This is a genomic window from Vibrio sp. 2304 (assembly GCF_033339475.1).
GTDB classification, from domain to species: domain Bacteria; phylum Pseudomonadota; class Gammaproteobacteria; order Enterobacterales; family Vibrionaceae; genus Vibrio; species Vibrio alginolyticus.
This window is the reverse complement of the sequence record NZ_JAWOUQ010000004.1, coordinates 93,609-117,687: the sequence shown is the minus strand read 5'-3', so window position 1 is coordinate 117,687 and position 24,079 is coordinate 93,609. Positions and strand designations below refer to the sequence as shown.

26 protein-coding genes are annotated in these 24,079 nt (G+C 44.5%); 16 read left to right on the top strand and 10 right to left on the bottom strand.

Annotated features, from left to right (window positions below):
- The first annotated feature begins 20 nt into the window (after positions 1 to 20).
- Positions 21 to 1,871 carry a signal peptide peptidase SppA gene (sppA, locus tag R7P64_RS09990; protein WP_005380705.1) on the top strand — a complete coding sequence of 617 codons (1,851 nt, stop codon included), beginning with the start codon at positions 21 to 23 and terminating at the stop codon, positions 1,869 to 1,871.
- A gap of 164 nt (positions 1,872 to 2,035) precedes the next feature.
- On the top strand, positions 2,036 to 3,049 hold the full coding sequence (gene ansA / locus R7P64_RS09985) for an asparaginase (RefSeq protein WP_005384922.1): 1,014 nt from the start codon (positions 2,036 to 2,038) through the stop codon (positions 3,047 to 3,049).
- A gap of 95 nt (positions 3,050 to 3,144) precedes the next feature.
- Here ansA and R7P64_RS09980 read toward each other — a convergent pair whose 3' ends face one another.
- Complete coding sequence (locus R7P64_RS09980) at positions 3,145 to 3,429, bottom strand: YeaC family protein (protein ID WP_005380700.1); 285 nt, start codon at positions 3,427 to 3,429, stop codon at positions 3,145 to 3,147.
- 101 nt (positions 3,430 to 3,530) lie between these two features.
- On the opposite strand from R7P64_RS09980, the gene R7P64_RS09975 reads away from it, so the two are divergent.
- The gene (locus R7P64_RS09975; protein ID WP_047104411.1) at positions 3,531 to 4,352 is read left to right on the top strand and encodes a DUF2989 domain-containing protein; all 822 of its coding nucleotides are present in this window, start codon (positions 3,531 to 3,533) and stop codon (positions 4,350 to 4,352) included.
- A gap of 116 nt (positions 4,353 to 4,468) precedes the next feature.
- Here the strand turns inward: R7P64_RS09975 and msrB are convergent, their stop codons facing one another.
- Positions 4,469 to 4,876 (bottom strand): peptide-methionine (R)-S-oxide reductase MsrB, encoded by a 408-nt coding sequence (gene msrB / locus R7P64_RS09970; protein WP_005380698.1) that lies wholly within the window; start codon positions 4,874 to 4,876, stop codon positions 4,469 to 4,471.
- A 337-nt stretch (positions 4,877 to 5,213) separates the two neighbouring features.
- On the opposite strand from msrB, the gene gap reads away from it, so the two are divergent.
- The 10 genes from gap to R7P64_RS09920 all read left to right on the top strand — a co-directional run bounded on the left by gap (position 5,214) and on the right by R7P64_RS09920 (position 15,317).
- A complete protein-coding gene (gene gap, locus R7P64_RS09965) occupies positions 5,214 to 6,209 on the top strand; it encodes a type I glyceraldehyde-3-phosphate dehydrogenase (protein ID WP_005380697.1) in 996 nt (331 codons plus the stop codon).
- A 156-nt stretch (positions 6,210 to 6,365) separates the two neighbouring features.
- The gene (locus tag R7P64_RS09960; protein ID WP_033907352.1) at positions 6,366 to 7,250 is read left to right on the top strand and encodes a D-hexose-6-phosphate mutarotase; all 885 of its coding nucleotides are present in this window, start codon (positions 6,366 to 6,368) and stop codon (positions 7,248 to 7,250) included.
- Between the two features lie 199 nt (positions 7,251 to 7,449).
- Entirely contained in the window at positions 7,450 to 9,486 is a 2,037-nt protein-coding gene (locus tag R7P64_RS09955) for a methyl-accepting chemotaxis protein (protein WP_318123445.1), read from the top strand.
- Positions 9,487 to 9,582: 96 nt separating this feature from the next.
- Positions 9,583 to 10,410, top strand: coding sequence for a 23S rRNA (guanine(745)-N(1))-methyltransferase (gene rlmA, locus R7P64_RS09950; RefSeq protein WP_005380691.1), 828 nt, complete (start codon positions 9,583 to 9,585; stop codon positions 10,408 to 10,410).
- A gap of 97 nt (positions 10,411 to 10,507) precedes the next feature.
- Entirely contained in the window at positions 10,508 to 11,455 is a 948-nt protein-coding gene (locus R7P64_RS09945; protein WP_318123443.1) for a ChaN family lipoprotein, read from the top strand.
- Positions 11,456 to 11,706: 251 nt separating this feature from the next.
- Positions 11,707 to 12,066, top strand: a complete 360-nt coding sequence (locus R7P64_RS09940) for a hypothetical protein (RefSeq protein ID WP_005380688.1) — start codon at positions 11,707 to 11,709, stop codon at positions 12,064 to 12,066.
- Positions 12,067 to 12,464: 398 nt separating this feature from the next.
- On the top strand, positions 12,465 to 14,042 hold the full coding sequence (locus tag R7P64_RS09935; protein WP_053349597.1) for an alkaline phosphatase: 1,578 nt from the start codon (positions 12,465 to 12,467) through the stop codon (positions 14,040 to 14,042).
- A 137-nt stretch (positions 14,043 to 14,179) separates the two neighbouring features.
- Positions 14,180 to 14,479 carry a ribbon-helix-helix domain-containing protein gene (locus R7P64_RS09930; protein WP_005384938.1) on the top strand — a complete coding sequence of 100 codons (300 nt, stop codon included), beginning with the start codon at positions 14,180 to 14,182 and terminating at the stop codon, positions 14,477 to 14,479.
- A gap of 140 nt (positions 14,480 to 14,619) precedes the next feature.
- Positions 14,620 to 15,015 carry a VOC family protein gene (locus R7P64_RS09925; RefSeq protein ID WP_005380685.1) on the top strand — a complete coding sequence of 132 codons (396 nt, stop codon included), beginning with the start codon at positions 14,620 to 14,622 and terminating at the stop codon, positions 15,013 to 15,015.
- 17 nt (positions 15,016 to 15,032) lie between these two features.
- Positions 15,033 to 15,317 (top strand): putative quinol monooxygenase, encoded by a 285-nt coding sequence (locus R7P64_RS09920; RefSeq protein ID WP_047104400.1) that lies wholly within the window; start codon positions 15,033 to 15,035, stop codon positions 15,315 to 15,317.
- Positions 15,318 to 15,386: 69 nt separating this feature from the next.
- Here the strand turns inward: R7P64_RS09920 and R7P64_RS09915 are convergent, their stop codons facing one another.
- A complete protein-coding gene (locus R7P64_RS09915; protein ID WP_047104397.1) occupies positions 15,387 to 17,066 on the bottom strand; it encodes a mechanosensitive ion channel family protein in 1,680 nt (559 codons plus the stop codon).
- A 191-nt stretch (positions 17,067 to 17,257) separates the two neighbouring features.
- Positions 17,258 to 17,698: a YcgN family cysteine cluster protein gene (locus R7P64_RS09910; RefSeq protein WP_005384948.1), complete on the bottom strand. Its 441-nt coding sequence runs from the start codon at positions 17,696 to 17,698 to the stop codon at positions 17,258 to 17,260.
- A gap of 188 nt (positions 17,699 to 17,886) precedes the next feature.
- On the opposite strand from R7P64_RS09910, the gene R7P64_RS09905 reads away from it, so the two are divergent.
- From R7P64_RS09905 to aqpZ, 3 genes are all read left to right on the top strand, one after another.
- Positions 17,887 to 18,135, top strand: a complete 249-nt coding sequence (locus R7P64_RS09905) for a GlsB/YeaQ/YmgE family stress response membrane protein (protein WP_005380625.1) — start codon at positions 17,887 to 17,889, stop codon at positions 18,133 to 18,135.
- 137 nt (positions 18,136 to 18,272) lie between these two features.
- Positions 18,273 to 18,521, top strand: coding sequence for a YkgJ family cysteine cluster protein (locus R7P64_RS09900; protein ID WP_065767476.1), 249 nt, complete (start codon positions 18,273 to 18,275; stop codon positions 18,519 to 18,521).
- Positions 18,522 to 18,750: 229 nt separating this feature from the next.
- On the top strand, positions 18,751 to 19,449 hold the full coding sequence (gene aqpZ, locus R7P64_RS09895; RefSeq protein WP_318123438.1) for an aquaporin Z: 699 nt from the start codon (positions 18,751 to 18,753) through the stop codon (positions 19,447 to 19,449).
- 51 nt (positions 19,450 to 19,500) lie between these two features.
- Here aqpZ and recR read toward each other — a convergent pair whose 3' ends face one another.
- From recR to R7P64_RS09865, 6 genes are all read right to left on the bottom strand, one after another.
- Positions 19,501 to 20,100 carry a recombination mediator RecR gene (gene recR, locus R7P64_RS09890; protein ID WP_031780610.1) on the bottom strand — a complete coding sequence of 200 codons (600 nt, stop codon included), beginning with the start codon at positions 20,098 to 20,100 and terminating at the stop codon, positions 19,501 to 19,503.
- 30 nt (positions 20,101 to 20,130) lie between these two features.
- Positions 20,131 to 20,460, bottom strand: a complete 330-nt coding sequence (locus R7P64_RS09885) for a YbaB/EbfC family nucleoid-associated protein (RefSeq protein WP_005380618.1) — start codon at positions 20,458 to 20,460, stop codon at positions 20,131 to 20,133.
- 82 nt (positions 20,461 to 20,542) lie between these two features.
- Positions 20,543 to 22,648, bottom strand: a complete 2,106-nt coding sequence (gene dnaX / locus R7P64_RS09880) for a DNA polymerase III subunit gamma/tau (RefSeq protein WP_150919182.1) — start codon at positions 22,646 to 22,648, stop codon at positions 20,543 to 20,545.
- A gap of 8 nt (positions 22,649 to 22,656) precedes the next feature.
- Positions 22,657 to 23,202, bottom strand: coding sequence for an adenine phosphoribosyltransferase (apt, locus tag R7P64_RS09875; RefSeq protein ID WP_005380615.1), 546 nt, complete (start codon positions 23,200 to 23,202; stop codon positions 22,657 to 22,659).
- Positions 23,203 to 23,364: 162 nt separating this feature from the next.
- Positions 23,365 to 23,751 carry a YbaN family protein gene (locus R7P64_RS09870; RefSeq protein WP_371131105.1) on the bottom strand — a complete coding sequence of 129 codons (387 nt, stop codon included), beginning with the start codon at positions 23,749 to 23,751 and terminating at the stop codon, positions 23,365 to 23,367.
- A 33-nt stretch (positions 23,752 to 23,784) separates the two neighbouring features.
- Positions 23,785 to 23,916: a hypothetical protein gene (locus R7P64_RS09865; protein WP_005380608.1), complete on the bottom strand. Its 132-nt coding sequence runs from the start codon at positions 23,914 to 23,916 to the stop codon at positions 23,785 to 23,787.
- Between the last annotated feature and the right edge of the window lie 163 nt (positions 23,917 to 24,079).

The following is a 24,079-nucleotide window of genomic DNA, read 5'->3' as shown; positions in this document are numbered from 1 at the left end:
TATCTCGTTATGGAGACAAGATGAAAAAACTCTTCAAATTTATTGGTTTGATATTTAAAGGGATATGGAAAAGTATCACTTTCATCAGACTCGCACTGGCAAACCTAATTTTCTTGCTGATGATTGCCGTTTTCTACTTTGCCTTTACTTATACCGGAGACGGTCAACCTGTCGTCGAAAAAGAATCGGCATTGGTGATGAACCTTTCAGGCCCAATTGTCGAACAAAGACGTTATGTAAACCCAATGGACTCTTTTGCTGGTTCCCTTTTGGGTAATGAGCTACCGAAAGAAAACGTCCTTTTCGATATCGTTGATACTATTCGCTACGCGAAAGACGATCCTAAAGTGTCTGGATTAGTGCTAGCACTGCGAGACATGCCAGAAACAAATCTCACGAAACTACGTTACATCGCGAAAGCGTTGAACGAATTTAAAGCGTCAGGCAAACCCGTTTACGCCGTAGGTGATTTCTACAACCAAAGCCAATATTACTTGGCAAGTTACGCTGACAAAGTTTATCTGGCACCTGATGGTGGTGTATTGATTAAAGGTTACAGCGCTTACTCAATGTACTACAAAACGTTACTTGAAAAGCTTGACGTTTCTACTCATGTTTTTCGCGTAGGTACTTATAAATCCGCTATCGAACCGTTTATTCGTGATGACATGTCCGATGCGGCGAAAGAGTCAGCAACACGCTGGGTTACTCAATTGTGGAGTGCTTTTGTTGATGACGTAACAACAAACCGAAACATTGATGCGAAAGTGCTTAATCCAACCATGGATGAACTGATTAACGAGATGAAGTCTGTAAATGGCGATATTGCTCAGCTCGCAGTCAAATTGGGGCTAGTGGATGAACTTGCGACACGCCAAGACATTCGCACTCTATTCGCAAAACAGTTTGGTAGCGACGGCAAAGACAGCTACAACGCGATTGGTTACTACGACTACCTTGCAACGATTCGTCCCGATTACACACTACCTCAGCACGACATCGCCGTTGTTCTAGCAAGTGGCGCGATTATGGACGGTCAACAACCTCGCGGAACTGTTGGTGGTGACACAGTCGCAAGCTTGCTGCGTCAAGCACGCAATGATGAAAAAGTGAAAGCGGTCGTATTACGAGTAGATAGTCCAGGAGGCAGTGCCTTTGCTTCTGAAGTGATTCGTAACGAAGTAGAAGCTCTGAAGCAAGCAGGTAAGCCGGTTGTTGTATCCATGTCGAGTTTGGCTGCTTCTGGTGGTTATTGGATTTCAATGAGCGCAGACAAAATCGTTGCTCAGCCAACAACCCTGACGGGCTCCATTGGTATATTTAGTGTCATCACCACGTTTGAAAAAGGCTTTAGCAAGTTAGGTATTAACACTGATGGCGTTGGCACATCGCCGTTCTCAGGTGACGGTATTACCACTGGCCTTTCTGAAGGCGCGTCTCAAGTGTTCCAATTAGGTATCGAACACGGTTACAAGCGCTTTATTTCTCTAGTTGGCGAGAATCGCGATATGTCTCTAGAGGAAGTTGACAAAGTTGCTCAAGGTCGAGTTTGGACTGGCCAAGATGCACTATCCTTTGGTCTTGTCGATCAAATGGGTGACTTTGATGATGCTGTAGAGCTAGCGGCGAAACTAGCGAACGTAACCGATTACGGCATTTACTGGGTAGAAGAGCCTCTTTCACCTACTGAACTATTTCTACAAGAGTTTATGAAACAGGTGAAAGTCTCTCTAGGTATTGATGCAACAAGCTTGCTACCAAAAAGTCTTCAACCCGTAGCTCAACAATTCGAACAAGACGCAAGCTTGCTCCAAAGCTTCAACGATCCTAAAGGTCAATACGCATTTTGTTTAAACTGCCAAGTGCAGTAGTTTTTCCATCAATATTACAAAGGGCACTTCTACTTGAAGTGCCCTTTTTATTAGGCTTTGCATCTCCTCAGATGACTTTCTGATGCTGTGCGTATAGCCTCGCATCTCAAGGTTATTTAGGTATATAATCCCCGCCTCTGTTCCCCTACACGAAAGAAAAAACGATGACTAGAAAACACATCTACATCGCTTACACCGGTGGTACCATCGGAATGCAAAAATCCGACCACGGCTATGTGCCTGTTGCTGGCTTTATGGAAAAGCAATTAGCAAGCATGCCCGAATTCCATCGTCCTGAAATGCCGGATTACACCATCCACGAATACGACCCTCTGATTGACTCATCAGATATGACACCTGCTGACTGGCAGCAGATTGCGAATGATATTCGTGACAACTATGACAAATACGATGGTTTCGTTATCCTACATGGTACTGACACCATGGCGTACACAGCGTCCGCATTGTCTTTCATGCTTGAAAACCTTGGTAAGCCAGTGATTGTAACGGGTTCACAAATCCCTCTCGCAGAGCTGCGTTCTGACGGCCAAGCAAACCTATTAAACGCGCTACATATTGCGGCAAACTACCCGATCAACGAAGTAACTTTGTTCTTCAATAATCAATTGATGCGTGGTAACCGCAGCACAAAATCTCATGCAGACGGTTTTAATGCCTTTACTTCACCAAACCTTCCTCCACTATTGGAAGCTGGGATCAATATTCAAGTTAGCAACAGCATAACCGTTGGTGCACAACCAGAAGGCGAGTTTAAGGTTCACAACATCACGCCACAACCAATCGGTGTGATCACCATGTACCCTGGTATTTCACACGAAGTTATCCGCAACACGCTTCGTCAGCCCGTGAATGCGATGATTCTTCTGACTTTTGGTGTCGGTAATGCTCCTCAGAACCCTGAGCTACTTGGTCACCTGAAAGAAGCCTCTGAGCGCGGCGTTATTGTCGTAAACCTAACTCAGTGTTTGGCAGGTAAAGTGAATATGGGCGGATATGCCACAGGTTGTGCGCTCGCAGACTCTGGTGTTATCAGTGGCTTTGACATGACGCCCGAAGCGGCGCTGGCAAAACTACACTACCTTCTAAGCCAAAACCTTTCTTACGAAGAAGTAAAAGAGAGAATGCAACAAGTACTGCGTGGTGAAATGAGCCTGTAAGTTCAAGCTTTCTACGATCTAAAAAGCCCAATACAATTTGGGCTTTTTTCTTTCAAAATCAAAATAATAAAATTTTGAGAAATAAGGCGTAAGGATTAATCAATGTTCGGATTGACACGAACAATATCGCTCTCTTCTCCGCTGAATTGTTTTTTAAGCTCTTGTTTTGATTTAAAACTGATTTCACCACCGGCTGCAACCGTCATATGCTGCGCATCAGTATTATGTTTTGATTGATACAACATCACAGCTTGCATACACGAATCTCGCTGCTCTTTAGAAAGTGTTGTACCCTCAGGCCATCTTCCCGTTTCTACTGCATACACTAAGCGATCATAAACTTCTGGAGTCATCGCTTGTAATAGTTGTTCTGCGTCCATAGTGTACCTTCTTATTACATTCTATTTACAGAACATAACGGGTTAAGAAACTGAGTCAAGAATACGAAAATGAATTGGTGTAACGGATCACAAGCAAAGCCATGAAAAGAACAAACTGGTTGCTTCTCAGCCTCGCATGTTTTGCGCTATCGGGCTGTTTTGAAGGTAACGTGACAACCGAAGAGTTGTGCCAAAAAACACCAGAGCTGCGTTGCGAGCAGCTCAATATGGATGACGGCCAATGTCGAATTCCAAGAACAAATTTGGTTTGGCATCGGTTTGAGCAATTGAAAAACCCATCAGAGGCCAACCAAATCATCGAATACGGTCTGGTCGCTGGATATAGGAAATGCTTAGAACTCGCCTCCCAGATCACCCCTATTGATCAAAGTGCTCTCAAAAGACAACGCTTTAATGCATTGGTACACAGTATTGATGAGCTAGAGCGCATTGTAAACGAGTTAAAAGGCTCAGAAGACCCGGCTACTTTGTATTTCTTATGGTCTCAAACGGGAGATACTCAAGCTCGGCGCGCATTTTTACAAATGGAAGGGTCTCCCCAATTAAATAATGCTGAGATGCAATATGCATTAGCCACTTTTTATACCAACCGAGATACCAAGAAAACCCTGGAGCTTCTTAATAACGCGTTGTCTTTATCTGATGAAGACAACATCAATCCGGTCATTCTCAAGTCAATGGCAAGTATTCATCAAGGGCTTGGAGACAAAGAGCAAGCGTATCTATGGGCAATGGTCGCGAAGAGATTCGACGTACCGCTTGCTGATGAAAAGCAGCTCCAACGTATGTTCAATTTCAGTCATCCAGAGCGATATAAGCAGTTGGATGAATTAGCCGAATCGGTGGCGAAAGCCATAGAGAAAGGTATCTATTCCCCAGCAATGATACCCAGTGAGATATAAACGAAAAACTCCCGCAATGAGCGGGAGTTTTTATTTAAGTCGAGCGACACTCAGATCACCGTTGAGCATGAATCATCCTGAAAGGATAAAACATCTCGAGCACAATTTTGTCGTTATTATTCTGATTTGTTGAAAATTAACGACACAGAATTAACACAAAAACGCTCTCCTGTGGTCTGTGGGCCATCTTCAAAAACGTGCCCTAGATGGCTATCACACGTTGCACAACGAATCTCTGTACGTACCATTCCGTGACTTAGATCTTCTAAATAGCGCACCGCTTGATCGTTGATAGGCGCATCAAAACTTGGCCATCCGCAGCCAGAGTCATACTTGTTATCAGAGACAAAGAGAGGGGCATTACAACAAGTACAAGCGTAAACACCAGTTTCCTTATTATGCAGTAGCTTACCGCTGAAAGGAGGCTCTGTACCTTGCTCTCGGCAAACACGGAACTCTTCATCAGACAGTTGCTCACGCCACTGTTCATCTGACTTCGTCACTTTTTTCCCGCTTTGTTCCACGACTTTCGGCTCCTTATTTACTGTTCTTGGTATTGACTTTTTTAGCAAAAAACTTGCTTCTCTTAACAGTTGTAGCACATACTTTCTCACCAGGACACCATGCGTAATTAATTTGATAAGAGCACTTATCTCACCAGTTATATTACGCCAACTGGGCTACAGAAGAATCAGTTAAAAGTTTAAAAAACGTACATTTGCAAAGAATTGTTAAAAAAAGCGTCGCTTTTTTTTGACTTTAAACAAGTTAAGTCCGATTATCACTTGCAGATGTTTACTGGATTCTGTAATTTTACTACCAGTTATCTTTAATCAGAAATTAAGTTGTGGAGCAACTATAATGACTATCAAAGTAGGTATTAACGGTTTTGGCCGTATCGGTCGTTTCGTATTCCGTGCAGCGCAAGAGCGCAACGACATCGAAGTAGTAGGTATTAACGACCTTATCGATGTAGATTACATGGCATACATGCTTAAGTATGACTCAACTCACGGCCGTTTCAACGGTACTGTTGAAGTTGAAGGCGGTAACCTAATCGTTAACGGTAAAACTGTACGTGTTACTGCAGAGCGCAACCCTGAAGACCTAAAATGGGACGAAATCGGTGTTGACGTTGTAGCTGAAGCAACTGGTCTTTTCCTAACTGACGAGACTGCACGTAAGCACATCACTGCTGGCGCGAAAAAAGTTGTACTAACTGGTCCTTCTAAAGACGCTACTCCAATGTTCGTTAACGGCGTAAACTTCGACACTTACGCTGGTCAAGACATCGTTTCTAACGCTTCTTGTACTACTAACTGTCTAGCGCCTATCGCTAAAGTTCTTAACGACAAGTTCGGTATCGAATCTGGTCTTATGACTACAGTTCACGCAACTACAGCAACTCAAAAAACTGTAGATGGTCCTTCTGCTAAAGACTGGCGCGGTGGTCGTGGTGCTTCTCAAAACATCATCCCATCTTCAACTGGTGCTGCTAAAGCTGTAGGCGTTGTACTTCCAGAAGTAAACGGCAAACTAACTGGTATGGCTTTCCGCGTACCAACTGCTAACGTTTCTGTAGTTGACCTAACTGTTAACCTAGTTAACGGTGCTTCTTACGAAGACATCTGTAAAGCGATGAAAGAAGCTTCTGAAGGCGAACTAAAAGGCGTTCTAGGCTACACTGAAGATGCAGTTGTATCTCAAGACTTCATCGGCGAAGTTTGCACTTCAGTATTCGATGCTAAAGCTGGTATCGCACTAACTGACAAATTCGTTAAAGTTGTATCTTGGTACGACAACGAAATCGGTTACTCAAACAAAGTTCTAGACCTAATCGCTCACATCTCTAAGTAATTAGAAAGTTAGCAATTAGCGAATAACTTCGTTAAAGAAAAGGCGGCTCTAGGGTCGCCTTTTTTGTATCTGGAATTTGAGAGAATGCAGGCTCGATGTTGCATTTAATGTGCGAAGCGCGTCTAAAAGCTCTCCCCCAGCGATAGGAAACTACACATGGATTTAAAAACTCTCCCAGCCCTAACGGTGCTATCTGATAACGTCACTATCGTTGAAGTTGATCAGATAAAAATCGTCCGCGTGATTCATGACAAAGCAACGGCAGGCATCTCGCTACACGGTGGTCATGTCGTGTCGTTCACGCCTGAAGGTCAAGAAGATCTGATCTGGATGAGCGAAAAAGCTGTCTTCGATGGTAAAGCTGCTCTTCGCGGTGGTATTCCGGTTTGTTGGCCTTGGTTTGGGCGTATCGCTGCTCCAGCTCACGGCTTTGCCCGCACCGCAGAATGGGAGTTGGTTGAACATCGTGAGAACCATAACGGTGTGATTGTTGAACTTGCTCTGTTCCCGACAGAAGAAATCCACGATATTTGGCCCCACATGTTTGACGCTCGTTTGGTGATTGAAGTGGGCGATGAGCTAAAAGTGACGCTCAAAGTCATGAACATTGATGACGAGGCTTGGACCTTCTCTGGCGCATTACATACTTACCTAAACGTTGGAGACATTAAGCAAGCACAAACGACAGGCATGGGTGCCGAGTACATTGATAGCTTGAAAGCTGATGCGGTATGCCAAGGTGGTAATGTTCTACAACTAACTGACACGATTGATCGCGTTTACACGCAACCAGAAGCGAAAATTTTGGTAAAAGACCCGGTATTGGATCGTACGCTAAGCGTACACAACCAAGGCCACAACTCAGCAGTATTATGGAACCCTTGGGCAGAAGGTGCGCAAAGCATGGGTGACATGGCTGACGATGGTTATCAAACCATGTTGTGTGTGGAGTCTGCTGTTCATGCACCAAGTATTGAGCAAGGTCAAACGCTCCAACCAGGTGAGACACATGAACTTGTCACTGTCATTTCAGCGCAGTAAGAATCACCATATAAAGGCCGGGGATACCCGGCTTTTTTTTGTAATAAAAGCTCTGCTTAGATGGTCCTATCTTTACTAACTTATTGGTTACTGGTCACTTTTGACGGTTTCATTAATAAATATCAAAAAAATTGATCATATAAACCGATAGCATACCGATACAAAACTCATAAATAATAAAAATATCAGGAATTAGTCTATGTTAGAGAGATACCGAAATCAAAGTGTCGGATTCCAGTTGAAACTGGTGATCACTTTGTGTCTATTCATTGCTTTCAGCAGTATTGCAGCGCTTGTTTACCGCAACGCTTCCGATGTTCTATTGGAAAGCACACTGAAAGAACACCAATCTAAAGTAGAATCAATGGCAAAAACCATTGCTGGCCAATTCGATGCTTACCTGCACACAGCTAAAGTCCTCGAATCTACTTTTCGCAATGGCTACCTTGCCGGTGTCTATGTCGAAAATTACACGGTTGACTTCATGGGACATGAAGTACCAAACATCACTCAATACAGTGAAAGCTTAATTAATGACACCAAGTTGGTCGACAGTTTCACACGTGATACCGGCGCTATAGCAACGCTATTCGCACCATTGGGTGACGACTTTATTCGGGTGTCCACCTCCCTAAAAGATCCACAAGGTCAACGAGCGGTCGGAACCACGTTAGGCATCAACCATCCTGGTTATCAGCAACTTAAAGCAGGACAACCGTATTACGCTCAAATTAAATTGTATGGCGAGCGCTACATTACCTACTATGCCCCAATCAAAGATGCGACAGGAAAGGTAGCAGGCCTATCGTTTATCGGCTTACCAGTAGACCAAGCGACACAAACCTTATTCGATGCACTCGAAGAGATAAAATGGGGCGACACTGGTTACACCATTATCGTTGATGACGACGAAAACAATCTTGGTAAATACCTACTTCATCCAGCAAAAAGCGGCTCAGATTCGTCAATACTAGAAGTCGCCGACTACAATGGTCACAAGCCTTTTGGCCAGATTTTCGAACAATCTAGTGGATTAATTCGCTACCCTTTCGAGTACCAAGGTAACGTAGGCGAAAAGTATCTTGTCTACACAGAGGTTCCAGGTTGGAACTGGAAACTGCTAGGTGGTACGTTTATCAAAGAAGTGACAAAAGGTAGCGACACGCTTCTCACACTCATTGCCATCATTTCTTCGGTAGCGGCAATCATTACTTTTGTTGTACTGACACTTTTCTTGAATCGCAGCTTACAACCTCTCACAACTCTAAACTCATACATGACTCGCTTAGCGGGCGGCGAAGTCAGCTTGAACATTCCAGCGTCTCGTAAAGCATCAAAGAATGAAATTACGAACCTGAGCTCGGGTGTCGCCAGTATGGCAAGTCAGCTCAATGAACTCGTTGGTAAGATCCGTTCAACAAGCGACTTAGTGGAGAGCAACTCCACCAGCGTTGCCAACGATGCACATAGCAATTTGACCCAAGCCGACCGACAACAACAAGAAGTCGAGCAAGTTGTGACAGCGATTGAAGAAATGGCCTCTTCCGCTCAATCTGTCGCACAACAAGTCGAAAGCATTGCGGAAAACGTACGCTCAGCAAATACTGATAGTCAATCTGGTCTCGCGATTGTTGAAGGCGTATGTATCGACGTTGCTCAACTTAACGATCAATTGGATCAATCAGCAACGGCTATCGAGCAAGTAAATCGCGATAGCGAGAGTATTCAAACCGTCACTAAAATGATTGATGAAATTGCTGAGCAAACCAATTTACTTGCCTTGAATGCCGCCATTGAAGCAGCACGAGCAGGTGAGCAAGGCCGTGGCTTCGCAGTTGTAGCAGATGAAGTGCGCACACTTGCGCACCGAACCCAAAGCTCAGTTCAAGATGTCGTGGAAATTATCGAGAAACTAAAAGGGTCGACTCATAATGCAGTTAATATGATGACAGACAGCCAACGCAGTGCAAACCAGGTCTTGGACAAAGCACAAGACGCGGGCACAGCATTAGAAGCCATAGCAGTACAAGTGCAGTCGATAGCCTCTCAAGCCGACGCCATTGCAGCGACTTCAGAAGAACAAGCTCAAGTTTCACAAGAAATTGCAGCAAATGCCCATTCTATCAGTGAACTTAACCGAGAAAGCCGCAACACGAGCGCAAAAACCTCGCAAAGTGCCATTGAACTTCAACAACAAGCACGAAACTTGAAAGAGCAAGTCGACTTCTTCCACTAATACTTAATAAGAGCCGACCCAGTCGGCTCTTTTTGTTTCACTTGAGACCATGCTTTTTGATAGAATTTGCCGCCCTACTTTCTGTTCGAGATCGTCATGAACTATCAATGCCCTCTATGCCACCAAGCTCTAGCGTTAAATGAAAAAACGTTTAAGTGCGAAAACAATCATCAGTTTGACTTAGCAAAAGAAGGCTACGTTAACTTGATGCCAGCGCACCACAAACGTTCTAAAGATCCTGGTGACAACAAAGAGATGATGCAAGCTCGTCGTCGGTTCCTCGAAGGAGATTACTACAACCCAATGCGCCAAGAAGTGGCGCAGCTGTGTGCAACATACACTGAGGGGAGCACTCATCAATTATTAGATATTGGTTGTGGTGAAGGTTACTACACAGATCAAGTACAAAAGACGATAGAAACACAAGCGAACCATGCCACGATTTATGGCTTAGACATTTCCAAAGTTGCCATTCGTTACGCGGCGAAGCGTTACACGCACTGCAACTTTAGTGTGGCTTCTAGTCACCGACTTCCCTTCGCAAATGAATCCTTAGATGCCATTTTGCGCATTTATGCCCCGTGTAAAGCTGAGGAGCTGCAGCGCGTTGTAAAAAACGACGGCGTTGTTGTCACGGTTACTCCTGCTAGCCGCCACTTATACCAACTGCGTGAGCGCATTTATCAAGAAGTTCGTCTTCACAATGAAGAACCAGAACATATTGAAGGGTTTGAATTAGAGCACCAGCAGCATCTTAACTATGTTATGGACTTGAAAAACGGAGCCGCAATCGATTTATTGCAAATGACGCCATTCGCATGGAAAGCAACCGATGCTCTTCGTGAAGAGTTGAAATCCGCTACACTTTTCCAATGTGAGGCTGATTTTATGTTGCGTGTATATCGCAAAAAAACACTCAATTAATAAGTCAAAAAAACAACAAACGCAAATAGTTATCATTTATATTGATTCATTGCTCAGCCTCCATTAATATCATCCGGACATTTTTGGAGGCTTTTCAATGCGCTTTTCTACTTTGAGCTTGCTCTTTGCAGGCTTACTTACTGGTTGCTCTTCATATACGCACACCGACTCTCACGCAACCTCAGCGGAAGTCACTAGTTTTTACGACTACCAACTATACACCCCTTCTGGCGAGCACATCGCTCTAAGCAAACTGCCAATTGAGCTGCAACAAGCAGATGTCATTCTTATTGGTGAATGGCACACACACGCCGGCGTTCATCGCTTTCAAACCGATATGCTCAAACAACTTACGTCCTACGACCGCTCACTCGCGTTATCTATGGAACAATTTACCCGCGACAAACAACCTGTTGTTGACGCTTACCTACGTGGGGAGATCGGCGAACAGTACTTAATGAAACAAGCCAACGCTTGGCCCAATTATGAAAGCGACTATCGCCCTCTCGTGGAGTTTGCTAAGCAGAAAAATCTCCCGGTCATTGCAGCAAATGCACCAAAGAGCATTGTTCGATGCATTGGTCGACAAGGGCTAGATTACATTAACAAGCTCGATGATGATCAGCGGATGTTCATTGCACAAGCCATCAACACTGGTAGTAGTCCGTACAAAGAAAAGTTCATGGCATCCATGCATCACGGTAAGCCAGAGCAGACGGAAAAACAGTTTGCAGCTCAAGTTACTTGGGATGAAACTATGGCGGAATCTATCGTTAGCTATCTAGACGACAACCCAGGCGTTCAGATTGTCCATGTTGCGGGCAAGTTTCACACCGAGCAAGGGTTGGGTACGGCAGCATCAATCTTAAGCCGCAACCCGAGCTTAAAAGTGATTGTAATTAGCCCAACAGATAACGTGCTTTCTGATAATACAGACTATCAGTTAGAGGTTCTCGCACCACCAGTACGGTATGTACAAGATGCTCACCGCATGGCGGCATATCAACATCTAACTAAACGCAATAACGATCTTCAATGTAAGTAGCTGGTCTTCAATTTAAGTTACTACCTTGTCGTTGCGTTGCATCATCACACCGCTCCGAGTTCATCGAGTGACAAGGGTCTGCTTCCTGCTGGTCTATTTTTTGCTAATGATCACCAATAGAAACTAGAAGCGGCAAAAGCAGACCTGTTTTTATCCAAATAGCTTCAGAAATAAACTTTGCCGCCGATAAAAATATAACTGCTTTTTACCCGCACTCAGTGACCGAGTGTCGATGTTCCAAGGAGTATTCGATGAATCCAGTAGGAAGCACTTCTGTTAATAGCTATGCCAAACAATCTGTCGCCTCTAAACAAGCAAGTATTGCACAAGAAGAAACTAGTGCTTCGCCGCTGAAAGTCGAACACAATAAGGTGACGCTTTCGACCGAAGGCAAAGCGCTACTTGCCGCTCTGCAACAAATCGAGCACGACAGCAAGAAAATAGAAGCAGAAGATAAATCTGTTGGTGAAAAGGTCGAATCTTTCACGCATGGTGCGCTTGGCATGGATCACCCCGATAAAATCGAGAAAGAAGAGGATGGCTCATATTCTGCGGGTCAATACCTTTCTGCGGCACTTACCGTTGGTGGCATCATACTGGCATTAGTCTGATAACCAGTCTGATAATCGTCACGACAACAAATCCTATTTGAACCAAACACTTACTGCAGCCCATAATTTAATAAGCCAAAGAACGATATGATGCAAACGTAAGTGAATTCGACCGCTCTTGTGGCCCGATAATACATGCTCGTTTATTGCTCCCTAAACTAGGTTTCTTGTGAAGGCACTGAATGGATAACTTTAGTCCATGCTTTCAACTCCTAAGCGTAATCCAAGCCCACGTTTGTGGGCTTTCTTCTTTCCAAACTAACGAACGTTACAGAGCGACTCATTTTTTCTGCAAAACCAAACAAAAACGACAATTTGGTTAAACTTTTATTACCGACACAAAACCTTCATAAATCATTGCTTTAATGCCTGCGCTTTCAATAAACAAGGAAAATATAATGAAGCGCTTAGTATCTCCAATCGTTACGGCAGTGGCTGCATCTACCCTCTCTTTCAACGCACTCTCAGCTGAAATCAAAAACGTCATTTTGATGATCGGCGACGGCATGGGTCCTCAACAAGTTGGTTTACTCGAGACCTACGCAAAACACGCACCTAACTCGGTTTACAAAGGCGAAAGCACAGCGTTATACAAACTCGCTCAAGAAGGTGTGATTGGATCATCACTGACCAATCCAGAAGACGCAATTGTCGTCGACTCTGCGTGCTCAGCTACGATGCTAGCGACAGGAATCCCTACCGCTTCTGAAGTCATTGGCATTGATAGCCAAGGCAACCATGTCGAAACTATTTTGGAAAAAGCCAAAAGTAAAGGTAAAGCGACAGGGCTCGTCTCTGATACGCGTATGACCCACGCAACGCCAGCAGCATTTGCCGCTCATCAACCACATCGCTCCCTAGAAAACAATATTGCGGCGGATATGCTCGAAACAGGCGTAGACGTGATGATGTCTGGTGGACTTCGTCATTGGATTCCAAAGTCGACAAACGACAAGGGAAAGACATACGAGCAACTTGAAAAGCTCACTGAAGGTAATGTCTACCTAAAGTCGAAACGTAAAGATGAGCGCAACTTGCTTACTGAGGCGCAAGACCAAGGTTACAACCTGGCTTTCAGCCGCGATATGCTCACACAAGCTAAAGGTGACAAATTACTTGGACTTTTTGCTTACTCGGGCATGAACGATGGTATTGCCTACAGTCAAAGCAAAAACGATCCAAAACGCACGCAGCCATCGCTGAAAGAAATGACCACCAAAGCAATCGACATTCTTTCAAAAGACAAAGACGGTTTTTTCTTGATGGTTGAAGGCGGCCAAATTGACTGGGCTGGCCACAGTAACGATGCAGGTACGATGCTGCATGAAATGCTTAAATTCGATGAAGCGGTAAACTCAGTTTATGAGTGGGCAAAAGGCCGTGATGACACCCTGATCATTGTTACTGCTGACCACGAAACCGGCTCTTTTGGCTTTAGCTACTCATCAGCAAACTTGCCTAAACCACAAAAACGCGACGGCGAAGCATTCAAAAATCAGGATTACGCGCCAAACTTCAACTTTGGTCAGTTCGAGATCCTCGATGGTTTATACAACCAAAAGAAAAGTTACTACGGCATGATCAGTGAATTCCAAGCGCTTGATAAGAAAGAGCAAACTCCAGAGAAGTTTGCGGAAGTCGTGAACGCAAATAGCGATTTTTCGATTACGCCTGAGCAAGCAGAACGCGTATTAGCAAGTAAACCAAATCCATACCGACTCGCTGGACACAAATACTTAAGCGAAGAGAACGTACCGACAATCAATGACTTTGATGCTTTCTTTCCTTACAACGACCGTGGCAACTTGCTAGCGCGTGAGCATGCAACAAAGCAAAACACAGTATGGGGGACGGGTACTCATACGCATACTCCTGTCAACGTATTTGCTTGGGGACCTGCAGAAACTATCCTTCCGGTATCAAAAATCATGCACCACTCGCAACTAGGCGAGTACTTGAAGCAACAAATTAAATAATCAACTTGCACTTACTTCACAACTCGTGATGTTTCAACGCTCTCGCAAGGGAGCGTTTTTTTTATTCATGAAAACAGTTGACGTTTTAAATCGCACACCACAATAATTATGGGTCTTTAATTATATGAATAAAGAAAATGTGCGAAATCTTTGCTAAGCAACCCCAAGACAACTATCAGTTCATCACCCGCTCTATCCGTATTGATGGTCACGCGACCAGTGTAAAACTTGAAGCGAGCTTTTGGACAATTCTTGAGGAAATCGCTAGTGCTCAAAACATGACGGTTCCTAAATTCATAAGCACTGTTTATCAAGAAGCACTCGAATACAATGGTGAAGTGAACAACTTTGCCTCCTTACTTCGATGCGCTTGCCTCACTTACGCCCGCCAACCTCAAGAGACCACTCGTCAAGCACTTGCGCAACTTAACAGTTAATAGCAACCAACCGACCAATGACCATCCTAGGCTATGCATCCGTATTATAAACCCTTGAACATCATCTAATTTGTCGTACTAGAGTACTACCCAGACTCCTTTTGAAATCGCTAACCTATGCGGACTATCAAGGAGTACCCATGACAAAAATGATTCACACCATGATCCGAGTAAGTGATCTGGACCGCTCTCTACAATTTTACTGTGACGTACTTGAACTAGAAGTCGCTGATCAATACATCTTTGATGGCTTTTCTCTAACCTATCTAGCCAACCAAGAAACTGGCTTTGAATTGGAACTGACGCACAATCACGACCAAAGTGAGCCCTACACTCACGGCTCAGGCTACGGCCACCTTGCCGTCAGCGTGGAGGACATTGAACAAGCCCACAAACGCATTAAATCTCTCGGCATTGAAACTGGTGACATCAAAGCCTTTGACCATCAACAAAAGCATTTAGCAACGTTCTTTTTTGTAACCGACCCTGATGGTTACAAAATTGAGTTCCTGCAACGCCAAGGGCGTTACCTATAACAAAAAGAGTAAACATTATGATTCACTTGACGGCTACCTTTCATGCACAACCGGGAAAAGAACAAGAGTTGAAAGAGGTACTTACCCAAGCGCTTGAACCTACTCGCAATGAAGAAGGTTGTGTTCGTTATCAATTGTTCCAAGATAAAGACAATGCATGCCACTTCGTTTTTCAGGAGCAATTTAAAGACCAACAAGCATTTGAGTTTCACGGTAAAACAGAACACTTTGCTCTTTTGATTAGCCAGATCGACAACTTGTTAGAATGCGAGCCGAAACTGGTGTTCTTTAACGAACTGTAACAATAACGCCAACCGAAGATCAAAAAAGGCACTCTACCTAGAGTGCCTTTCACTTGTTAGGACCTGTGATTAAGCGTCTTGCTTCTCCACCATATGCAAATGCACATCTTGTTGTGGGAAAGGAATCGAAATACCTTCTCGGTCGAAGCGTAGTTTCACTTCTTTAGTCACATCCCAGTATACATCCCAGTAATCATCCGTTTTTACCCAAGGGCGCACAATAAAATCTACAGAAGACGTATTTAATGTATGAACTTTGATCATTGGCTCTGGAGTGCGAAGTACCGAAGGGTGAGCGGTAATGATATCAGACAATACTGACTCCGCTTTTAAGAGGTCATCCGCATAGCCAATGCCAAACACCATATCCACGCGGCGAATGCGTTCATGCGTGACGTTCTTAATAACATCTCCCCAGATTTTGCTGTTAGGCACAATAATAATTTGGTTATCAAACGTACGGATTGTGGTGTTCACCAAACTCATATGGCTTACCTTGCCATCCACACCGCCAGCATACACAAAATCACCAACATCAAATGGGCGATAAATAAGCAGCATCATACCCGCCGCGAAGTTGGATAACGTGTCTTGCAACGCGAAACCAATAATCACACCAGCAATACCGAAACCGGTTAGGATCGGCGCTAGGTTCAAACCAAGCTGAGATAAGCCCACCATGATACCGATCACCCACACGAATTTGCCGGACATCGAGATAAAGAAGTCCTGCATCAAGTGGGAAAGTTTTAAGTTTTTCGATGCAACTGCTTTACGGACGACTTTGCGCGTTAACTTAGCCAGTCCGCGAGCGATCAATAAAATCAGCGCAAAAACAAACAACTGGAAGATATGCTGCGGTGCATTCTCGGCAAACCAATCCAGTGCCGAGTTGGACCAGTGACTCAGTATTGACCACACAACTTTGGTATTTAGTAAATCATGGGTGATATTACCCGTCACTTCAAAAATTTGGCGTTTGTATTCAGACGTTTCTAAACCGACTTTATCACCAATTGAAATCAGGTTGCGTAAGCTTTCTGTCGCAATATTTAGCCTTTGTTTAGTAATGAGCTGACTAAGTTGCAACGACGCTTTTTCCGACTCTGGGCTAGACGAAAGTTGGGAGCCAATGATCTCACTTTGCTGACTCAAGTACTCAATAGAAGCAGACAGTAAGCGCATACGTTTATCAATTTTATCTTTTAGTTCCGCTTCTGCGCGCTCGTTTTGGGCCCCTAGCTCCTTCAACCAAGCGAGATTTTGCCAGCTCGAATCGAAGCTAACATCAAGATAACGCTGTAGCTCTCGATAATCATTAACAAGAGCAAGCTTCTCTTCATCCTTAGCCTTATTTAAATCCTCGACGACTTTCTTTATTTTTTCCGATAGATAGTTCGTCGCGTCCTCAGAGTATTGTTCTTGTTTTTTAACTAGCAAGATCAGCTTGTCGCGAGAGATAGTTTCACGTTCAATCGCTGACGCTAACTGGCTTCTTAATTCTTCATTCTTTTGGAATAGTTGCAGTTGAAGGGCATCACGCTCGTCGCCACTCGCTTGCGAGAGGCTTTGGGATAAATCCACAATCTCTCGGTTCAAGTTGTCAATCGAGATTTCGGCAGCAGAAGGCTCTTGGATATCGTCAGTAGCAGTCGCATGAACAGCCATTGGGGAGAACATAATGACGGCAAGTGCGAATAATGTCACCCAAGATGTCAGGCGCAGTTTCTGGGGGAAATGAAACGTCATGTTTACCTCATAGGGAACAATCCTGATCAAAACAATCAGGAATAGAAGTGTAAAGCGTTGAAATCATACTCCTAAGTTTACAACACTAAATAATAAACTGAGCAGCATTTCGTTAGCGAGACGTCAAAGTTGGGAGCCCCAATAGCAAACAAGCCTTTCATTTAATCAATGAAAGGCTTGTTTGTATTCGACTAAGGACGGTTGGGATGATTTAAAATATGGTCTTCCCAATCCACCACATCAATCTCGTAAACAACTTTGTTACGGACACTTTCCCCTGCCGCATGCATTGCGGACTTAGAGCCTGTAATCAACGGATGCCATTCTGGTAAAGGCTGCTTTTCAGCCAACAGACGGTAAGCGCACGTGTGTGGCAGCCAAGTAAAATCGTCGATGTCTTCTCGGGTCAGCTTGGTGCACTCTTCACCCGAAGTGAAACGGTTTGGGTAATCCTTACATGAACACGTTTTACTGTTCAGCCAGCTACAAGCCACATTGGTATAGTAGATTTCATCGGTATCTTCATCCATCAGCTTATGCAAACAACATTTGCCACAACCATCACAGAGAGATTCCCATTCCTCTTCTGTCATCTGCTCTAACGATTTACTTTGCCAAAATGGAGTGCTCATATTTCAGGTCTCACCAAGGGAATTTAGGGGGCGATTTATACTCTTCTCAACGCAAAAGTTCAAGTTTTGAGAAGATCTTGCATCCTTCCCACATAACGGTGGAGATATTCAACTACTTTCGTTTTACTGTTCTATCCTTAAACAAGTTTCCATTACTCAATTGATCAAGAAGGCATTAAGGAGTTTTCATGGGTATTATTTCTTGGATTATTTTGGGCTTAATCGCCGGCGCACTTGCTAAATGGCTCATGCCAGGAAAAGATGGGGGCGGTTGGATTGCAACAATGTTACTTGGTATTGCAGGGGCATTTGTAGGTGGCTTCCTTGGCGGCATTCTCGGTTTCGGCGGAGCAACTGGAGTCAACATTGGTAGTATCATTACCGCAACACTAGGCGCATTTATTCTGTTGTTTGTTTATAACCGTTTCTTAAAATAATCACGATGATTTAAAAGCAAAAAACCAAAAAGGGAGCGTAATGTTAAGCGCACCCTTTTATTTTTTTCTTTCTTCACTCTTCCAATCCACGTCAAAATGACCATAATTGCCCCCTTAATTTTTAAGAGGTTTACATTATGGATTGTCGATTAGGATGTGGAGCGTGTTGTATTGCGCCAAGTATCTCTTCACCAATACCTGGAATGCCCAAGGGCAAACCTGCAGGTGTTCGTTGTGTACAACTCAACGACGACAATTTGTGCAAGCTATTTGGTAAGCCTGAACGCCCAAAAGTCTGTCACGATTTTAAACCGTGTCCGATTGTATGCGGCAAGACCAATCAAGAAGCACTCGACAACATCACTGAATTAGAACAATTGACGTAATGCGACTCTAGACCACACGTTTAAAGTTAGTACCTCGGTTGTTTCTCTCCGCGGCAGTAATCAAAGGAAACTCAAGATTTAGCACTTTCCCCCTCTGCTTTTTATCTCACCCTTGAGAACTCTTGCCACATAGCGTTCCATTTGCGGTTTTCGCGCGATCTCCCTCACAATTTATTGACAATTCTCGACTATGTTCAGCGGGTCATTTAATTAAAGATCAGGAAAGAACATGAATAAGTATTTGGCTGAGGCTGTTGGCACGTTCTGGCTAGTGTTAGGCGGCTGTGGTAGCGCGGTGTTGGCTGCGGGTTTCCCTGAAGTGGGTATTGGTCTGTTGGGCGTTTCTTTGGCATTCGGTTTAACCGTTCTGACGATGGCATTTGCTATCGGTCATATTTCAGGTTGTCACTTGAACCCTGCAGTGACAGTTGGCCTTTGGGCAGGCGGTCGTTTTGAGACAAAAGACGTTGCTCCCTACATCATCTCACAGGTGATCGGCGGGCTTATCGCAGGTGGCGTGCTTTACGTTATTGCATCTGGACAAGCAGGATTTGATGTTGTGGGTTCTGGCTTTGCCGCCAATGGTTATGGTGAACACTCTCCAGGCCAATACTCGATGATCGCTGCACTTGTGACTGAAGTTGTCATGACGATGATGTTCCTGATTGTCATTATGGGTGCAACAGACAAACGTGCGCCACAAGGCTTTGCACCTATCGCAATTGGCCTGTGTTTGACTCTCATTCACCTGATCAGCATTCCTGTCACAAATACCTCAGTAAACCCGGCTCGTAGTACAGCAGTCGCGATATATGTGGGCGACTGGGCAGTTTCTCAATTATGGCTGTTCTGGGTTGCGCCTATTTTGGGTGGCGTACTTGGTGCAGTTATCTACAAAAACCTTCTTGGTAAAGAATCGAACGATTAATCGTTCCCAACTCACAAGATCAAAAAAGCCGCTGAATTCAGCGGCTTTTTATTAAATTCTGTGTCGACCTAACAGCGAGTGTGACAACGTCGTGCCATCAACAAGCTCAAGTTCTCCACCGACAGGCACACCATGCGCGATGCGGCTGGCATCAACTTGGTGTTCTTTACATAGCTCTGCGATGTAATGTGCAGTGGCTTCGCCTTCAACCGTCGGGTTTGTTGCTAAAATCACTTCGGCTATATCACCGCGACGTAAGCGGTAATCAAGCACATCCAGTCCAATATCACTTGGACCAATACCGTCTAGTGGTGACAAATGTCCCATAAGAACAAAGTATCGACCAGAATACTGGCCCGTTGCTTCGACTGCAGCAATGTCTGCCGGGCTTTCTACCACACAAATTTGACCATTTTCTTGGCGTTTTGGGTTAGTACAAATATGACAGACTTCTTCTTCGGTGAAGGTTCGACACTCAGTACAATGACCGATTTCTGTCATTGCCTGGCTAAGCGCATCTGCAAGTTGCAAACCGCCTTTTCTATCGCGCTGTAACAAATGAAAGGCCATACGCTGCGCCGACTTGGGGCCAACCCCAGGTAGACAACGTAAGGCCTCCATCAATTGCTCCAGCATATGACTGGTACGCATTAAAAGTCCGCTTAATTAAATATCAGCAGATTAGAATGGCATTTTCATACCTGGTGGTAGTTGCATACCGCCAGTTACAGAAGCCATTTTCTCTTTTTGAGTTTCTTCAACACGACGGGCCGCATCATTGAACGCCGCAGCGATCAGATCTTCAAGCATTTCTTTGTCGTCTTCCATCAAACTTTCATCGATGTCAACACGACGTACGCTGTGACTACCAGTGATAGTAACTTTTACTAGGCCAGCACCAGACTCGCCAGTTACTTCCATATTCGCGATTTCTTCTTGAAGCTTTTGCATGCGATCTTGCATTTGCTGGGCTTGCTTCATTAGGTTGCCCATACCGCCTTTACCAAACATGTTTATCTCTCTGGTTTAATGAGGTGTTGCATCAATTAATGGGGTTATAACCTTAGGTTTTCAACCCCATTCCATTCGATTATTAGATAGGGCGCACACTATCTTTATCAAGCTCTGCAGCAAAACGACGTTCAATAAATTGAACATTTGGATCGTTTTCTAAACTGTTCAGCGCTTGCTGTAATTTCTCTTGATAGAGCCTATCTCTAAGTTCAAGTGGTGTTTCTCCACTCTCCCCTATTTCGATGCTCATGTGGCACTCTTCACCTAACACGGTATTAAGTGCTTTAAGCAATTCGGCTTGAGCTCTATCTGTATTCAAATGAGCTTGGCTGCTTCTCAATAGCAACGAAACGGTTGTTCCTTCCTTACTATAATGAGAGTTTAGCGCAAGTTGCTCTACCAGCTTAGGGATCTCCATTAAGCTGATTAGCTTCGCCCATTCATTATGTTCTAACGATTCATCGATGAGCTTTTGTGCCATTTCAGGCGTTTTCTCATGCTCAAGTGCCTGCTTGAGCTGCGTAGGTGTCAGTTTTGTATTCACTTTTGTCTCAACAGGCTTACTTGGACGCCAGCGATACGCTTCCTCAACTTGCGGCTCCGTCGACTTCGGAGCTGAGTTTGGCGACACCTGCGCGGAATTGCCATGCAATTGCGCTACTCGGTCGATAACCGATTCTGGTTGTGCAGATGCCGCTTTAGGCTTTTTTGAGCCACCATTTTGAGGAGTGTTCTGTTGTAGGCCTTGACGCTGAGAACGTAATTGGTGACGTAAACCGCTTAGACCACCGCGCGCCGGTGTTGAAACGCTCTCTTGCACTTGTTGAGGTGGCGTTTCATGCTGCGGCGCTGGGTTTTCGCTCATCGGCGGCGCCATATCATACTGTGGCGGAACCGTCTCATATCCACTCGCGTGATACTCAGGTTGTGAATTAGATGAAGGTTGAGGCGCCACTTGTGGTGTGCTTTGCGCTGGACTCGGCTGCTGAGCTCGAGGAGCAGCTACTGTCTGAGCTGGTGCAGTCTTTGGTTGACTGGCACTTTGAACTGGGGCTGAAGCTGGTTCGCAGTTACTAGAAACAACATTTGCCCCACTGTTATTTGATGGGCGGAACGCCATCATACGCAGCACAATCATTTCCAGACCGACTCGCCCATTTGGCGAGAGAGTCAAATCTTCACGACCTTTCAATGCAATTTGGTAGTAAAGCTGAACGTCTTGCGGACTTAGTGCTTTACTCAACAACTCGATTTTTTCTGCATCTGGCTGCGCTCGGTCTAGCGACGCTGGCAGCGCTTGATACATCGCAATTCGATGAAGCTGTGTTGCGACTTGCTGCAACAAACCATCCCACTCAACACCATTTGCTGCTAATTGCTGGATTTTATCCATGGCTTGTTGAGGTTGCTTGCTGCTGATTGACTCTAGTAAGTGAATCGCTTGGTCGGTATCAATCGTCCCCAACATGTGGCTGACAATATCAGTTTGCACCGCACCGTTACCTAAAGCAATTGCTTGATCGGTCAAGCTGAGAGCATCACGCATACTGCCATCTGCAGCATGTGAAATCATACCTAGTGCTTTTGGTTCTGCCGATACTTGCTCTTGACCCAAAATGTAGTCAAGTTGCTGATGAATATCATCAACGCTGATCGGTTTGAGATGGAACTGTAGACAACGCGACAATATAGTAACTGGCAGCTTTTGTGGATCGGTTGTCGCGAGTAAGAACTTCACATACTCTGGCGGCTCTTCCAGGGTTTTCAACAACGCATTGAAAGAGTGACGCGATAGCATGTGTACCTCATCGATGAGGTACACTTTAAAACGTCCACGAGCAGGTTTGTATTGAACGTTGTCTAACAGTTCGCGAGTGTCTTCAACTTTAGTACGTGATGCCGCATCGATTTCAAGAAGATCGACAAAGCGACCTTCATCAATTTCACGACAAGTATCGCACTTACCACAAGGTGTCGCGGTAATACCGGTTTCGCAGTTCAAGCCTTTGGCAAACAACCTACCGATACTCGTTTTACCCACACCACGAGTCCCGCTGAACAGATAAGCATGGTGTAAACGGTTTTGCGCCAGTGCGTTTTCCAACGCCGTCAGGACATGTTTTTGTCCGACAACTTGGTCAAACTGATTAGGACGCCATTTTCGCGCTAAAGCTAAATAACTCATTGAATGTATTAATGTCCTTCAAAATCGCAAATGCTGTATACGTTTAGACCTAGTGCTTCTAAACGTTTATCACCACCGATTTCTGGTAGGTTGATAACGAACGCAGCGTGCTCAACTTCACCGCCCAGTTGGCGAATCAGCTTAGTCGTCGCTTCAATAGTGCCGCCCGTTGCCAATAAATCGTCGACAACCAGTACTTTGTCGCCTTCAACGATGGCATCTGTATGGATTTCTAGTGTATCAACGCCGTATTCAAGCTCATAAGATTGAGCAACAGTAGGACGTGGTAGCTTGCCTGGTTTACGTACTGGTACAAAACCAACACCTAGCTCAAGCGCTAAAGGCGCACCAAATAAAAAGCCACGAGCTTCCGTACCCACAACCTTGGTAAAGCCCATATCTTTGTAACGTTCAACAAGTAAGTTGATCGTCGCTTGGTATGCTTTTGCGTCTTCAAGAAGGCTCGTCACATCACGAAATAGAATGCCTGGCTTTGGGTAGTCTTGGATGCTTTTGATGCTAGATTTGATCAGTGAAATTGTTTCTGTAGTCATAATACCGATTTACTTAGATTGGCTCATCGCCCTCTCTAATCGCAGTATCACGAGGGCAACGAACAATAGGTTTTCACCACTATGTGCTTATTTTCGTAAGAGTCACAGGCGCTGAAAATACAAACGCCCACTCGAAGAGCGGGCACACTATTCTCTACAATCTTAGTGATTTTCTTCTCTGTCAGCAACCAACTCAATCACAGGCAGACGCATAAACCAGCCGAGTAAAACGATTAGCATCACTAAAAGACCAATTTTCACCCAAACAAGGGGAACAACAACGATTGAAACCATGAAACTAAGTGCAATAAAAATGGCGCCACGCTGTTTTACTTTTGAAGTAACAGCCCGGTGCTTATGCCAATTATCGAGAATCGGTCCAAACGTTTTGTGGTTATGTAGCCAATGATGAAATGCGGGGCTACCACGCATAAAACATGCACTAGCAAGTAGAATGAAAGGAGTGGTGGGTAAAAGCGGAAGGGCTATGCCGGCAATGCCGAGCACAATACAGAGTCCACCAACGGTATTGAAAAAGTAACGCTTAATACGAATGGTGAACTCCGGTACAAAATAGCTAGATTAAAAGCCTGCGTAACCATTCATTACACGAAGCCAGGTTAGCGTTGCAGGTAGTGTTGGAATTAAAAGTACTGCAATGAAACCTAAAAAGTAAAAAATATTATAAGGCTCTTTAAAATCTTTGTCTGCCATGATGTATCTTCTCACTAGTTGACTTTGCTTCTCCCAAGGCACAGCGTTAAATTATCGTTGCACAAATGGGTCATTATTGTTTTAGGCGTTGACTATACCTTAAACAGCCAAATCTAAACACCAGCAAAAAGTAAGGTTATTGTTCGAGCATTTGTTGTTTTTT

Coding starts and splice junctions, on each gene's coding strand:
- sppA (WP_005380705.1), top strand. CDS start 21: ATGAAAAAACTCTTCAAATTTATTGGTTTGATATTTAAAGGGATATGG.
- ansA (WP_005384922.1), top strand. CDS start 2,036: ATGACTAGAAAACACATCTACATCGCTTACACCGGTGGTACCATCGGA.
- R7P64_RS09980 (WP_005380700.1), bottom strand. CDS start 3,429: ATGGACGCAGAACAACTATTACAAGCGATGACTCCAGAAGTTTATGAT.
- R7P64_RS09975 (WP_047104411.1), top strand. CDS start 3,531: ATGAAAAGAACAAACTGGTTGCTTCTCAGCCTCGCATGTTTTGCGCTA.
- gap (WP_005380697.1), top strand. CDS start 5,214: ATGACTATCAAAGTAGGTATTAACGGTTTTGGCCGTATCGGTCGTTTC.
- R7P64_RS09960 (WP_033907352.1), top strand. CDS start 6,366: ATGGATTTAAAAACTCTCCCAGCCCTAACGGTGCTATCTGATAACGTC.
- R7P64_RS09955 (WP_318123445.1), top strand. CDS start 7,450: ATGTTAGAGAGATACCGAAATCAAAGTGTCGGATTCCAGTTGAAACTG.
- rlmA (WP_005380691.1), top strand. CDS start 9,583: ATGAACTATCAATGCCCTCTATGCCACCAAGCTCTAGCGTTAAATGAA.
- R7P64_RS09945 (WP_318123443.1), top strand. CDS start 10,508: ATGCGCTTTTCTACTTTGAGCTTGCTCTTTGCAGGCTTACTTACTGGT.
- R7P64_RS09940 (WP_005380688.1), top strand. CDS start 11,707: ATGAATCCAGTAGGAAGCACTTCTGTTAATAGCTATGCCAAACAATCT.
- R7P64_RS09935 (WP_053349597.1), top strand. CDS start 12,465: ATGAAGCGCTTAGTATCTCCAATCGTTACGGCAGTGGCTGCATCTACC.
- R7P64_RS09930 (WP_005384938.1), top strand. CDS start 14,180: ATGTGCGAAATCTTTGCTAAGCAACCCCAAGACAACTATCAGTTCATC.
- R7P64_RS09925 (WP_005380685.1), top strand. CDS start 14,620: ATGACAAAAATGATTCACACCATGATCCGAGTAAGTGATCTGGACCGC.
- R7P64_RS09920 (WP_047104400.1), top strand. CDS start 15,033: ATGATTCACTTGACGGCTACCTTTCATGCACAACCGGGAAAAGAACAA.
- R7P64_RS09915 (WP_047104397.1), bottom strand. CDS start 17,066: ATGACGTTTCATTTCCCCCAGAAACTGCGCCTGACATCTTGGGTGACA.
- R7P64_RS09910 (WP_005384948.1), bottom strand. CDS start 17,698: ATGAGCACTCCATTTTGGCAAAGTAAATCGTTAGAGCAGATGACAGAA.
- R7P64_RS09905 (WP_005380625.1), top strand. CDS start 17,887: ATGGGTATTATTTCTTGGATTATTTTGGGCTTAATCGCCGGCGCACTT.
- R7P64_RS09900 (WP_065767476.1), top strand. CDS start 18,273: ATGGATTGTCGATTAGGATGTGGAGCGTGTTGTATTGCGCCAAGTATC.
- aqpZ (WP_318123438.1), top strand. CDS start 18,751: ATGAATAAGTATTTGGCTGAGGCTGTTGGCACGTTCTGGCTAGTGTTA.
- recR (WP_031780610.1), bottom strand. CDS start 20,100: ATGCGTACCAGTCATATGCTGGAGCAATTGATGGAGGCCTTACGTTGT.
- R7P64_RS09885 (WP_005380618.1), bottom strand. CDS start 20,460: ATGTTTGGTAAAGGCGGTATGGGCAACCTAATGAAGCAAGCCCAGCAA.
- dnaX (WP_150919182.1), bottom strand. CDS start 22,648: ATGAGTTATTTAGCTTTAGCGCGAAAATGGCGTCCTAATCAGTTTGAC.
- apt (WP_005380615.1), bottom strand. CDS start 23,202: ATGACTACAGAAACAATTTCACTGATCAAATCTAGCATCAAAAGCATC.
- R7P64_RS09865 (WP_005380608.1), bottom strand. CDS start 23,916: ATGGCAGACAAAGATTTTAAAGAGCCTTATAATATTTTTTACTTTTTA.